The 12,222-nt window shown below is 65.9% G+C and carries 10 protein-coding genes and 1 pseudogene; 3 read left to right on the top strand and 8 right to left on the bottom strand.

Annotated elements, in window-relative coordinates; all coding sequences use genetic code 11:
* Positions 1 to 6: 6 nt before the first annotated feature.
* The 4 genes and pseudogenes from GTV32_RS11000 to GTV32_RS11015 all read right to left on the bottom strand — a co-directional run bounded on the left by GTV32_RS11000 (position 7) and on the right by GTV32_RS11015 (position 4,024).
* A complete protein-coding gene (locus tag GTV32_RS11000) occupies positions 7 to 1,044 on the bottom strand; it encodes a CoA transferase (protein ID WP_161060355.1) in 1,038 nt (345 codons plus the stop codon).
* On the bottom strand, positions 1,041 to 1,997 hold the full coding sequence (locus tag GTV32_RS11005) for an LLM class F420-dependent oxidoreductase (protein WP_161060356.1): 957 nt from the start codon (positions 1,995 to 1,997) through the stop codon (positions 1,041 to 1,043). Before GTV32_RS11005 ends, GTV32_RS11000 begins: the two co-directional genes overlap by 4 nt.
* Positions 1,998 to 2,046: 49 nt before the next feature.
* Positions 2,047 to 2,448 (bottom strand): cobalamin B12-binding domain-containing protein, encoded by a 402-nt coding sequence (locus tag GTV32_RS11010; protein ID WP_161060357.1) that lies wholly within the window; start codon positions 2,446 to 2,448, stop codon positions 2,047 to 2,049.
* A pseudogene (locus tag GTV32_RS11015) lies at positions 2,448 to 4,024 on the bottom strand (methylmalonyl-CoA mutase family protein). The gene GTV32_RS11010 and the pseudogene GTV32_RS11015 overlap by 1 nt, the downstream one beginning before the upstream one ends.
* 202 nt (positions 4,025 to 4,226) lie before the next feature.
* On the opposite strand from GTV32_RS11015, the gene GTV32_RS11020 reads away from it, so the two are divergent.
* Positions 4,227 to 4,946: a metal-dependent transcriptional regulator gene (locus GTV32_RS11020; protein WP_161060358.1), complete on the top strand. Its 720-nt coding sequence runs from the start codon at positions 4,227 to 4,229 to the stop codon at positions 4,944 to 4,946.
* A gap of 74 nt (positions 4,947 to 5,020) precedes the next feature.
* Positions 5,021 to 6,283: an amidohydrolase family protein gene (locus GTV32_RS11025; protein WP_161060359.1), complete on the top strand. Its 1,263-nt coding sequence runs from the start codon at positions 5,021 to 5,023 to the stop codon at positions 6,281 to 6,283.
* Between the two features lie 159 nt (positions 6,284 to 6,442).
* On the opposite strand, the gene GTV32_RS11030 is transcribed toward GTV32_RS11025, so the two are convergent.
* Together GTV32_RS11030 and GTV32_RS11035 are read right to left on the bottom strand one after the other, a co-directional pair.
* Positions 6,443 to 7,522 carry a diacylglycerol kinase gene (locus GTV32_RS11030; RefSeq protein ID WP_161060360.1) on the bottom strand — a complete coding sequence of 360 codons (1,080 nt, stop codon included), beginning with the start codon at positions 7,520 to 7,522 and terminating at the stop codon, positions 6,443 to 6,445.
* Positions 7,519 to 8,145, bottom strand: a complete 627-nt coding sequence (locus GTV32_RS11035; RefSeq protein WP_343287291.1) for a hypothetical protein — start codon at positions 8,143 to 8,145, stop codon at positions 7,519 to 7,521. Before GTV32_RS11035 ends, GTV32_RS11030 begins: the two co-directional genes overlap by 4 nt.
* A 73-nt stretch (positions 8,146 to 8,218) precedes the next feature.
* Between GTV32_RS11035 and GTV32_RS11040 the strand changes: the two genes are divergently transcribed.
* Positions 8,219 to 9,079: a glycerophosphodiester phosphodiesterase family protein gene (locus GTV32_RS11040; RefSeq protein ID WP_161060362.1), complete on the top strand. Its 861-nt coding sequence runs from the start codon at positions 8,219 to 8,221 to the stop codon at positions 9,077 to 9,079.
* A 27-nt stretch (positions 9,080 to 9,106) separates the two neighbouring features.
* On the opposite strand, the gene purL is transcribed toward GTV32_RS11040, so the two are convergent.
* Complete coding sequence (gene purL, locus GTV32_RS11045) at positions 9,107 to 11,398, bottom strand: phosphoribosylformylglycinamidine synthase subunit PurL (protein WP_343287292.1); 2,292 nt, start codon at positions 11,396 to 11,398, stop codon at positions 9,107 to 9,109.
* Positions 11,399 to 11,553: 155 nt separating this feature from the next.
* Complete coding sequence (locus GTV32_RS11050) at positions 11,554 to 12,171, bottom strand: TetR/AcrR family transcriptional regulator (RefSeq protein WP_343287293.1); 618 nt, start codon at positions 12,169 to 12,171, stop codon at positions 11,554 to 11,556.
* Positions 12,172 to 12,222 lie beyond the last annotated feature (51 nt).

Genomic DNA, 12,222 nt, shown 5'->3' on the forward strand with positions numbered 1-12,222 from the left:
GATTGGTCAGCGCTGCATCTCACCGAGGCTCGGGGCGGGCCGGTAGTCCGGGACATGATCGGACACGTTGATCGGACACCGGATCGTCCGGAAGCCACCGGATTCCACGATGACGTCCGGGTTCAGTTCCAGCGCCTCCGGTAGGGTGCGCACCGCCGCGGCCGGCACACCCAGGGGCCGCAACCGCTTCTCCCAGTTGTCGGCCGTGTCCGCCGACAACGCCTGACCGACCGCGGCGAGCACCTCGTCGCGGCGCTCTGCACGTTCGGCCATCCGCGTGAATCCCTCGACACCGGCCTCGGTCGCGAAAACCTGCCAGAAGCGATCATGGGTGATGAACAACGCGAGATATCCGTCTGCGGTCCCGAAGATCTGGGCCGGAACGTAGTACGAGTGTGCACCGAAGGGGCGACGTACCGGTACGGTTCCACCGTTGAGAAACGCCGAAGCGTGATAGTTCAACTGCGAGAACATGACATCGCGCAGGGATACGTCGATCTGGCCGCCGCGACCGGAGACGATCTGGGACACCAGACCGAGCGCAGCGGTCAGTCCCGTCGAGTTGTCGGCGGAGGAGTATCCCGGCAGGGTCGGCGGCCCCTGCGGATCGCCCGTGAGTGCCGCCACCCCGGTCGCCGCCTGGATCACGTAATCGAAGGCCGGGTCGTCGCCGCCGTAGAGCCCGAATCCGGTGATCGCGACGCACACGATCCGCTCGTTGATGCGACGGAGGTTCTCGTACGTGAGTCCGAGGCGGTGGATGGCCGACGGTTTGAGATTCACGAGCAGTGCGTGCGCATCCGTCGCGAGCTCTTCGAGTTGCTCTCGACCGTCCGGACTCGTGAGATCCAGGCACACACTGCGTTTCCCACGATTCAGACTTGCGAAGTACGCGTCGCTCACCTGCCGGGAGATCTCGCCGGCCGCAGGTTCGATCTTGATGACCTCTGCTCCGAGATCTGCCAGTGTCATCGTCGCGTAGGGGCCTGCCAGCATCGTGCCCACCTCAAGGATGCGAATACCTGCCAGCGGGCCGGACGTCACCGGAGTTCCTTTGCCAACTCTGCCATGACCTCGCGCGTCCGGTACTTGGACGCGACGAGTTCATCACGGGTGTCACCGATCGGCAGGAGCCGCATCGAGATGTCGGTGACCCCGGCCTTCTCGAAGTCCCGGAAGCGAGCAAGGATCGCATCCTCGTCACCCGCGACACACAGATCGCCGACATCGCGCGCATCGCCGCGCTCGAGCAGCTTCTGATAGTTCGGCGAGAACTCCGCTTCGGCGAGAATGCGATTCGCCCGCGAACGGGCCTCGTCGACCTCCGACGGACGGCACAGACACACCGGCACGCCCGCGACGATCCGCGGTGCGGGACGTCCTGCGCCGTCTGCTGCCTTGTTGATGCTCGGTGCGATGTGTTCGGCAATCGCCCGCTCGTCGGCCATCCACAGAATGGTGCCGTCTGCCCGCTCTCCGGCGAGGCGCAACATCACCGGGCCCAGCGCGGCGAGGAACACCGGCAGCGGCGCGACCGGCCCGAGTTCGAGTGGATTGTGAACCGTGAACGAATCGTTCTCCACATCCACCGGTCCGGGGCCGTGCAGCGCCTGATCCAAGACGTCGAGGTAATCGCGGGTGAGCCGAGCCGGCTTCTCGTACGGGATCCCGAGCATGTCCTGGACGATCCAGTGATGCGACGGTCCGACTCCGAGGGCGAGTCGTCCCGAGGACGCCGCGTGTGCCGACAGCGCCTGCCGGGCAAGGGCAATCGGATGCTGCGCCTGCAATGGCACCACGGCGGTCCCGAGCTCGATGTTCGTGGTTCGGGCACCCATCAACGCAATGGTGATCAGAGCGTCGAAATCCGAGGGCACCTGCGGGATCCAAGCCGTGTCCATGCCCGCGGACTCTGCCCACTCGATGTCTTTCATCATCCGATCGACCTTGCGGGCGGAGTCGCCCCGCTCCGGTCCGATCATCACTCCGACGCGCACGTTTCCTCCAGGTGTCTCACAGTGGTCAGGCCGGTGTGGGCACACGACGTCACGACGGCGCCGTGGTCGCGGTGAGAGCACGGACGTCGGTCACCAACGTCTCCAGCGGCGTACCGGTCGGAAAGACCGCTGCGGCACCGGCTTCGAGCAAGGTGTCGACGTCGGATTGCGGAATGGTGCCACCGACCACGACGGCGATGTCACCGGCATCCGCCGCTCGCAGGGCGTCGACGGTTCGGCGCGTCAGTGCGACGTGCGCGCCGGACAGGATACTCAGGCCGACCACGGCCACGTCTTCGTGGAGTGCGATCGAGACGATGTCCTCGATCCTCTGCCTGATGCCGGTGTAGATCACCTCGAAACCTGCGTCGCGCAACGTCCGGGCGACGATCTTGGCCCCACGGTCGTGACCGTCCAGGCCCGGTTTCGCGACCAGGATCCGGGCGGTCATCAGAAGACCACCGGCTGCGCGAACTCGCCCCATACGCCCTTGAGTGCCGACACCATCTCGCCGACGGTGCAATACGCGTTCGCGCAGTCGATCAGGCGATGCATCAGATTCTCGTCTCCTTCTGCGGCCCGCGACAACGCGGCCAGCGTGTTCGTCACGTCATCGGCGTTTCGTTCGGCCTTGACCTTCGCGAGTCGCTTCAACTGGACCTCGCGTCCCTCGGGGTCGAGTTCATAGGTGGCGATCTCCGGGGCCGGCTCGTCGGCGACGAATCTGTTGACCCCCACGACCGGACGCTCACCGCCCTCGACCTCCTGATGGATGCGGTATGCCTCGTCGGCGATGAGGCCCTGCAGGTAGCCTTCCTCGATCGCGCGCACCATGCCGCCGTGCGCATCGAGGTCGGCCATCACTTCGATGATTCGCTCCTCGGTGGCGTCGGTGAGGGACTCCACGAAATACGAACCACCGAGCGGATCGGCCACCCGCGCAACACCTGTCTCGTAGGCGAGGATCTGTTGGGTACGCAAGGCCATGGTCGCCGATTCCTCGCTGGGTAGCGCGAACGGCTCATCCCAGGCCGCCGTGAACATCGACTGCACACCACCGAGCACCGAGGCCATTGCCTCGTAGGCCACCCGGACCAGATTGTTCTGTGCCTGTGGGGCATACAACGACGCACCGCCGGCGACACACCCGAATCGGAACATCGCGGCCTTGTCGGTGGTGGCCCCGTATCGCTCACGCACGATCGTGGCCCAGCGCCGCCGCCCGGCACGGTATTTGGCGATCTCCTCGAAGAAGTCGCCATGGGTATAGAAGAAGAACGAGATCTGCGGCGCGAACTGGTCGATCGTCATTCGTCCACGCTCCACAACCGTGTCGCAGTATGTGACACCGTCCGCGAGCGTGAACGCCATCTCCTGCACGGCATTGGCACCCGCATCACGGAAGTGGGCGCCGGCCACCGAGATCGCGTTGAATCTCGGCACCTCGGCCGCGCAGAACTCGATCGTGTCGGCGATGAGGCGCAGCGACGGCTCCGGCGGCCATATCCAGGTCCCGCGCGAGGCGTACTCCTTGAGGATGTCGTTCTGGATGGTGCCGGTCAGCGCCGCGCGCGGTACACCCTTGCGCTCGGCGGCCGCGACATAGAACGCCAGCAGGATCGCGGCAGTCCCGTTGATGGTGAAGCTGGTGCTGATCTTGTCGAGCGGGATCTGGTCGAACAAGATCTCCACGTCGGCGAGGGTGTCCACCGCACAACCGACTCGTCCGACCTCCTCGCCGTACTCGGGGTCGTCGGAGTCGTATCCGCACTGCGAGGGCAGATCGAGCGCCACCGAGAGGCCGGTACCACCCTGATCGAGCAGATATCGGTAGCGGCGATTCGACTCCTCGGCGGTGCCGAAGCCCGAGTACTGCCGGAAGGTCCACAATCTCCCCCGGTAACCCGTCGGAAAGTTCCCCCGGGTGAACGGGTACTCCCCGGCAACGGGGGGACCGCGGAGTCGGGGTTCGGCCCATAGGCAGTGTCCAGCGGGATGCCGGAGGCTGTCTCAGTCTGTGGTTCCATCAGCGGATACGATACTTGCAGAAAATGAGAATGCCAATACCGCTCGTACTTCGGATCTCGCACCGAACCCGGAGCCGCTCGGCGTCCGGACAATCGCAATGGGTCGTGGGCTCGTCGGACACGCTGTGCCACCGACTCCTTCACCTCCGACGAACGAGAATTAGATTCTCCTTCTGAGAGACTCCGATGCTATTCTGGGCGCATGCATCCGTCCCACGTCGCCCTCGGCAGCGGTCACAGAGATCCGCTCGGCGAGGTGACGGCGGCGTCCCGGCAGTACCTGAAGGCGATCTGGGACGCGAGCGAATGGGCCAGCGATCCGGTCACCACCAAGACGGTGGCCGAACGCGTCGGGGTCTCGCCGTCGACCGCATCCGATGCCGTCCGCCGCCTCGCCGACAAAGGACTCGTCACACACCAGCGCTACGGCGCCGTCGCCCTCAGCAGCCGGGGACACGCGTTGGCGGCGCACGTCATACGGCGCATGCGACTCATCGAGTCATTTCTCGTCCGAGAACTCGGCTACGGCTGGCACGAAGTCCACGACGACGCCGACACCCTTGCCAACGCCGCTTCCGACGACCTGATCGAACGCATCGACCGGCGGCTGGGGCATCCGACCCGGGATCCGCATGGTGATCCCATCCCCGCCGCCGACGGCCGAGTACCGACGCCCTCGCTACGTCCCCTCGCGACCTGCGACACCGGCGACACGGGCACGGTGGCGCGCATCGCCGACTCCGATCCGGCGATGCTCGAGTACTTCGGGTCCGTCGGCCTCACCCTCGACTCGGGAGTGACCGTGCACGCCAAACGACCGTTCGCCGGGACCATGCGCATCTCCGTCACCGGCTTCGCCGAGATGGAACTCGGCGATGTCGCGATCCGGTCGGTCTGGCTGACCGCGGCCGACCACGGATGACCCGGGGACAGCAGAGATGACGACAGACAGGGCCGGAACGCCCGGCCGCTCCACCAGCCACGAAGGAGAGTGTCATGAACATTGACGACCTGGTGCTCATCAGCATCGACGACCATGTGGTCGAGCCACCGGACATGTTCCTGCGCCATGTACCGGACAAGTACCGCGATCAGGCGCCCGTGGTGATCACCGACGACAAGGGTGTCGACCAGTGGATGTACATGGGCAAGCAGGCGGGCGTCAGCGGACTGAATGCGGTGGTGTCCTGGCCTGCGGAGGAATGGGGCCGCGACCCGGCGGGCTTCGCCGAGATGCGACCTGGCGTCTATGACGTGCACGAGCGCGTCCGCGACATGAGTCGCAACGGAATCTGGGCCTCGATGTGCTTTCCCACGTTCGCCGGCTTCTCCGCACGCCACCTCAATCAGCACCAGAGTGACATCACGCTCGTGATGGTCTCGGCGTACAACGATTGGCACATCGACGAATGGGCGGGCGCCTACCCGGACCGCTTCATCCCGTTGGCTCTGTTGCCCACCTGGAATGTCGACGCGATGTGCGCCGAGATCCGCCGGGTCGCGGCAAAGGGATGCCGGGCGGTCACGATGCCCGAACTACCTCACCTGGAGGGACTACCGAGCTACCACGACCTGGACTACTGGGGTCCGGTGTTCGAGACCCTGTCGGAGACCGGACTCGTGATGTGTCTGCACATCGGCACCGGCTTCGGTGCGCTCAACCTGGCCAAGGACTCGACGATCGACAGTTTGATGGTGCTGGCCTCGCAGATCTCCGCACTCGCGGCACAGGATCTTCTCTGGGGCCCGGCCATGCGCACCTATCCCGACCTCAAGTTCGCGTTCTCCGAGGGCGGGATCGGCTGGATACCTTTCTATCTCGACCGCAGTGACCGTCACTACACGAACCAGAAGTGGCTGCGTCGCGACTTCGGCGACAAACTCCCCAGCGAGGTCTTCCGCGACCACTCACTGGCCTGCTACGTCACCGACAAGACCTCGCTGCTGCTGCGTCACGAGATCGGCATCGACAACATCGCATGGGAGTGCGACTACCCGCACTCAGACTGCTTCTGGCCGGACGCACCGGAACAGATGCTGCGCGAATTGCAGGCCGCGGGCGCCGACGATTCCGACATCAACCAGATCTCGTGGGAGAACTCCGCGCGATTCTTCAACTGGAATCCGCTCGACAACCACACCCGTGACGAGATCAACGTCGGTGCGCTCCGACGTTCGGCCACCGACGTCGACGTGTCGATCCGGTCACGTGACGAGTGGAAGCGCCGCTACCGGGAGAAGAACATGGCGCAGGCGTGAGGCGTCCCTCGCTGATCAGTCTCGATACGCCCACTCGCTACGCTCGCCGGCCACTCGACCCACAACCCCGCTGATCGAGTAGGCACCGAGCGTGGCGAGGCGCCGTATTGGACCACCCCACAACGCCCGCGGGCTACCCGACCGGCGGCCGGCCGGTCACTACTGGCGTGCGACCAACCCGCGCCCGCTCACCGGCGGCAGATCGAGGGCGGTGACCAGACCGGGTTTCGCGTCCACCACGGCGGCAACGGAATTGACCAGCCGCATGGCTGTCACGATCATGCCGGAGACGTTGTGGTCGCCATGCTCGCCGTGGTGGGAGAACTCGACCTTCATCTCGGGTTCGCCGGAGACGAGGATGCGATAGCAGCCGTCGCCTTCGGCCGGCGACGGCCAGTCCGGGCACTGGTCCGGGTGCGTTCGGGTGTAGTGCTCGAGCACCACACGGTCGACACCGTCGACTTGCCCGACGACCTCGAAATGCAGTGCCGCCATGGTTCCTTCGGGGATCTCGACGGAGACCGTCGAATAGTCGCGGTCGGCCGGGACTCGATCGAAGCGTTCGACGAGGGGTTCGTCCAGGGTCAGTCCGAGCCCCGCGGCGATCTGGCGGACCACACTGCCCCACCCCATCGCCAGGACGCCGGGCCACAGCAGGAGCGGTGTCGCGTCCATCGGCTGACCGAAGCCGAAGATGTCCTTCATCACGACCGGTTGGTAGTAAGTCGAGTAGTCCGCGATCTCCAGGCAGCGCACCTCGTCGATCCGCTGCGACAGACTCGTCATCGACAACGGCAGAACGTCATTGGCAAATCCGGGGTCGATGCCGTTCACGTGCAGGCTGGCATTGCCGGACTCACCGGCGGCCGCGATCCGGTCGAGCAACTCCTGGTTGAGGATGCCCTGCGGGAACTGCAAGACCACGGGCCCGCTCGATACGACGTTGATACCGTTCTCGACGAAGAAGATCAGGTCGTCGATCGCCTCGAAGATGCGATCATCGGTCATCGCGGTGTGCACAACGCAGTCGGGCCGCAGAGCGACCAGCGCGTCGCGGTCGTCGGTCGCCACCACGCCGAGTTCCCGATCGAGCCCCGCGAGTTGCCCCGCGTCCTTGCCGACCTTGGCCGGGTCGGACACCCACACCCCCACGAGTTCCAGATCCGGCCGGGCATCGATCCCGGCGATGGCATGGCGTCCCACTGTTCCGGTCGACCACTCGACCACACGAAGAGTCATGCAGCCAAACTAGAACACGTTTCACTTCCGGGTGGGCGGTTTGACAAAGCTGCTGCCCGCCGACGCAGGTACCAACCGGTGATCGCCGAGACGATGAGCGCCATGCAGATGCCCGCGACGGCGAAGGATGCCACCAGAGCGGCCGCCGATGTGTCCTCGTCGACGAACGGACCTGGCACGAATGTGGCCATCAACCCGACCGACCACGCCAACACGTTCACCGGTATCCAGACACCGGCCCGGGGCACCAGGTCGCGCAGTACGAGATACTGCGCCGTGGGAATGCTCAGCAGCAAGAGCAATCCACCCACCCCGAAGGCCGCCCACGACGCCAGGTGCGACCCGTCGTCCACCACTCCTGCGTCGTGCAGCGTCGACGGCGCCGAACCCAGCAACCACGCGAAGGCCGCGGCGGCCGACGTCACCGCCACCCAACGCAGCACCGGCACGGCAACTTCGGTGCCATGCATGGCTCCCGCCTGACCCAGTCCGAGAAGTGCGCCCTCGCCTGCGCCGAACACGGCGACGGTCAGCCAGGTCGCCAACGGTGACCAACCCGCCGACGCACAAATACCCATGCCCGCCACCGGAACCAGGAAGCCCAGTGATTCCGCAACGGTCACGAAACCGATCCATCGCCGTAAACTGAACCGCATCGATGCCTACCGTTCATCCGAGCGGCGTAACGTCTCGTCGATGCACACCGACCCGGTCTCCACGTCTTCCACGCTGCCACCGGTGGAAGTGCTTCACGAGGGTCACAGGACCTCGATCAAGTGGCATCGTGCCCGCAGGCGTCCGAACGACCCGCCGTTCACGTCGCGGCGCATCGTCGAAGGAATGGCCGCCGGCGCGAGTGTCGAGGTCGATCTGGTGGTCCACGGAGAGCGCGGTTTCGCCGTCCTGCACGACCTGAACCTCGGTCACACCACCACCGGGCGTGGACGTGTACCGGCATTCTCGGCGCAGGAGATTCGGGCGCTCCGCATCCGCGACAACGACGGCACCCCGACCGACGAAACCGTTCTGCTGCTCGACGACCTCCCGGACCTGTTCGCGCCGGCCACCGTTCACCCGAACGCGGTGCTACAGCTGGACTTCAAACAGGACGCCGCCGCCCTCGACGACATCGCGGTGGCAAACTTCGCGGCGGCGACCGCCCCGATCGCGTCGAGTGTGATCCTGTCCTGCGGGGATGCGGAGGCCGTCCGGCTGTTGACCGACGCCGTGCCCGGCATCCGAATCGGCTACGACCCGTGCCACCACGGTGCGCTACGACGGGTCCTGCGTTCCGAGGATTTCGATGGATTCGTCGACCGAGCCGTCATCGCGTCACCCGACGCCGAGATGGTCTATCTCGAACGGCGGCTCATCCTCGAGGCCGACCAGCGCGGCTTCGACATGGTCGGCGCGTTCCACGACCGCGGCCGTACGGTCGACGCGTACACGATCAGCGGTGTCGACGACGACTCGCTGCGCCAGGCTCGGCGACTGATCGCACTGCGCGTCGACCAGATCACCACCGACGATGCGGAGGGACTCGTCGCCGCCCTGTGACGCGGCCCGGCCCGACCGCGACACCTCTCAGCTGAACAGCTTCGGCAGGGTTCCCTCGTGCACGGTGCGCAGTTCGGCGAGGGTCACCTCGAACTGGTCCTGCACCGTCACCGAGTCGCTGCCCTGATCCACCACACCGATGCGCGTCCACGGCATGCCCCGTGCGTCGAGCATCGAACAGAACCTCGACTCCTCGGTGCGCGGCACGGCGACGACCGCGCGGCCGGCGGATTCGGAGAAGAGCCAGACAAACGGGTCGGCGCCTTCGGGAAGCAGGATGCGACAACCGGTCTCGCCGGCCAACGCGGACTCGACGACGGCCTGGAAGAGGCCGCCCTCGGAGAGGTCGTGCGCTGCCGAGACGAGCCCGTCCCGTGACGCCGCCACCATGATCTCGGCGAGCAACCGCTCGTGAGCGAGGTCGACCTGGGGCGGCACGCCGCCGAGGTGATCATGGGCGACCTGCGCCCAGATCGATCCGTCGAACTCGTCCCGGGTTTCGCCGAGCAGGATCAGCGTCTCTCCCGGCTCGGTGCCGAATCCGGTCGGCACGCGACGGTGCACGTCGTCGATGATGCCGAGCACACCGACCACCGGCGTCGGCAGGATCGGGGTGGACCCGGTCTGGTTGTAGAAGCTGACGTTGCCGCCGGTGACCGGGATGCCGAGTGTTGCGCAACCGTCGGCGAGCCCACGGACGGCCTGCTGGAACTGCCACATCACCGCCGGGTCCTCCGGCGAGCCGAAGTTCAGGCAGTTGGTGACGGCCTTCGGCGAGGCACCTGACACCGAGACGTTGCGGTAGGCCTCGGCCAACGCGAGCTGCGCGCCTCGATAGGGATCGAGATAGGTGTAGCGGCCCGACGCGTCGGTGGCGAGCGCGATGCCGCGCCCGGACGTCTCGTCGATGCGGACCATGCCCGAATCCGCGGCTTCGGCGAGCACCGTATTGCCGCGGACATAGCGGTCGTACTGCTCGGTGATGAACTTGCGGCTGCACAGAGCGGGCGAGGCCAGCAGTTCGAGCGCGGTGGCCCGCAGCTGGTCGGGCCCCTGCGGGCGCTTGAGAGAGCCGGCCGTCGACCCGATGATCTCGTCCTGCCAGTCCGGCCGGGCAACCGGACGCTCGTAGACGGGACCTTCGTGAGCGACGGTGCGCGGCGGCACGTCCACCACGGTCTCGCCGTCCCAGGTGATCACCAGATGATCACCGTCGGTGACCTCCCCGATCACCGTTGCGAGCACATCCCATTTCTTGCAGACGTCGAGGAACGCGTCGACGTTGTCAGGAGTGACCACGGCGCACATGCGCTCCTGCGACTCGCTCGAGAGCACCTCGGCCGGGGTCATCCCCTCGGCGCGCATCGGCACCTTCTCCAGATCGATGTGCATACCGCCGTCGCCGGCGGCCGCCAGCTCGGAGGTCGCGCAGGACAGACCCGCGCCACCGAGATCTTGGATGCCGACGACCAGGCCCGCGTGGTACAGCTCGAGGCAGCACTCGATGAGGACTTTCTCGGTGAACGGGTCACCGACCTGCACACTCGGCAGCTTCTTCCGGTTGGGACCCGACTGACCTTCGACGTCGTCATCGAAGGTCTCCGACGCCAGCACGGAGACGCCGCCGATGCCGTCGAGTCCGGTACGAGCACCGAACAGGATGATCTTGTTACCCGTTCCCGACGCGAACGCCAGGTGCAGGTCCTCGGTCCGCAGCACGCCCGCACACAACGCGTTGACCAGCGGATTTCCGGCGTAACTTGCATCGAAGACGGTCTCGCCGCCCACATTGGGCAGTCCGAGGGAGTTCCCGTAGCCGCCGACCCCGCGGACCACGCCGTCGACGACCCGGCGGGTGTCGGGTGCATCGGCGGGACCGAAACGCAGCTGGTCCATCACCGCGATCGGGCGAGCACCCATCGCCATGATGTCGCGGACGATGCCGCCGACTCCTGTTGCCGCGCCCTGGTAGGGCTCCACGTAACTGGGGTGATTGTGGGATTCGACCTTGAACGTCACCGCCCAGCCGTCGCCGATGTCGACGACTCCGGCGTTCTCACCGATGCCGGCGAGCATGCTCGCACGCATCTCCTCGGTGGTGGTCTCACCGAAGTAGCGCAGATGCACCTTCGACGACTTGTAGCTGCAGTGCTCGGACCACATGACCGAGTACATCGCGAGCTCCGCGTCGGTCGGTCGACGGCCCAGGATCTCGCGGATCCGGGCATACTCGTCGTCCTTGAGACCGAGCTCGCGGAACGGTTGGGGTTGGTCGGGGCTGCCGGCAGCGGCTGAGACGGTATCCACCTGCGCATTCACTCTAGCCAGTGTAGGTGAGACACCGGGACCGGCGCGTGGTGGCGTGGCACTCGCCGACGCGGGGGCGACCACCGGCCGGCGTCACATGACGATCTGACACGCGCGGTCGGCACCGCCTCCGAACCGCGGCTACGAGGTGCCGTCCGGTGAGCCGATCAGGCATAACCGATCGACGCGATGACGTGGTGCTGGTTTGGCTCGCCCTCCAGTTTGTGGAGGTAGCCCTCGATGAACTCGAACGTCTCGCGATGCCCCTTCTCGAAGCCGAGCCATTTCTCCATCATGACCAGCCGGGAGACACTCGTGATGATCACGATCAGGACCTCCGCCGGCAACTCTCTCGAACTCACGCCGTAGCTGGGCAACAGCTTCCCGATCGCCTCCTGCGCCTGATTCCTGAGTTGTTCCGAGTAGCGGGCGATCTCCGCACGGAGTTCCTTTCGGTGATTGGCCAGCGCCAGGAGCTCGGTGGTGAACTGAGACACCGAAGGGTCGATACTGAATTGCCAGAGCGCCCAGAGCGGTTGCGGCGACTCGAGCAGGGCCCGCTGTTGTTCCAGCCCCTGATCCGCACGGCGGCGGAACATCTCGAGGAACAGCTCGTCCATCGTGCGGAAGTAGTAGTGCACGAGTTGGGGCTTCAGGCCGGCGGCCTGCGCGACCTTCCGCGAAGTGACTGCGGCATAACCGCTTTCAAGCATCAGCACCTCGGCCGCATCTAACAGGATCGTCCGATTCTTGGCCTCGGTCGATCCGAACCTGCGCTCGGTCACGCTCTCCACCTCTCCTGTCACAGCCCCGCCCTCACCCTAGACCGGAAACGC

The organism is Gordonia sp. SID5947 (genome assembly GCF_009862785.1).
GTDB lineage: Bacteria > Actinomycetota > Actinomycetes > Mycobacteriales > Mycobacteriaceae > Gordonia.

Excerpts from the sequence above, each read along its gene's own strand:
- GTV32_RS11010 (WP_161060357.1), bottom strand. The coding sequence starts at position 2,448 with ATGACCGCCCGGATCCTGGTCGCGAAACCGGGCCTGGACGGTCACGAC.
- GTV32_RS11020 (WP_161060358.1), top strand. The coding sequence starts at position 4,227 with ATGCATCCGTCCCACGTCGCCCTCGGCAGCGGTCACAGAGATCCGCTC.
- GTV32_RS11025 (WP_161060359.1), top strand. The coding sequence starts at position 5,021 with ATGAACATTGACGACCTGGTGCTCATCAGCATCGACGACCATGTGGTC.
- GTV32_RS11030 (WP_161060360.1), bottom strand. The coding sequence starts at position 7,522 with ATGACTCTTCGTGTGGTCGAGTGGTCGACCGGAACAGTGGGACGCCAT.
- GTV32_RS11040 (WP_161060362.1), top strand. The coding sequence starts at position 8,219 with ATGCACACCGACCCGGTCTCCACGTCTTCCACGCTGCCACCGGTGGAA.